This is a genomic window from Rhizobium sp. SVR5-9E, assembly GCF_056755095.1.
Map to the genome: position 1 here is coordinate 1 of NZ_JBNDHS010000644.1, position 242 is coordinate 242.

At 35.1% G+C, this 242-nt stretch carries 1 protein-coding gene; it reads right to left on the reverse strand.

Annotation, left to right across the window (positions count from 1 at the left end; genetic code table 11):
- Positions 1 to 242: hypothetical protein (locus ACPYOJ_RS36385; RefSeq protein ID WP_481420541.1), on the reverse strand; the 242-nt coding region annotated here is incomplete at both ends.

Sequence of the window (242 nt, forward strand, 5' to 3'; positions counted from 1 at the left end):
GGCTTATAGTGATAATTAGTAGTTCTAATCGTTTTCTTTACATTTCCTTCTATAATGTAAACCTCCTTAAGTCTTCCGAAGGCATCGTAATCATAGTATTCAGTCTGACCATTCGGTTTCATAATACTCGTTTGCCCTTTATAAAATGGATCATAAGTATAGGTTGTCATGAGTGCACCAACAGGATAAACTCTAACCTCATCTATATGGGCATAATTTGATCCTATTACATAGTTTTGGGC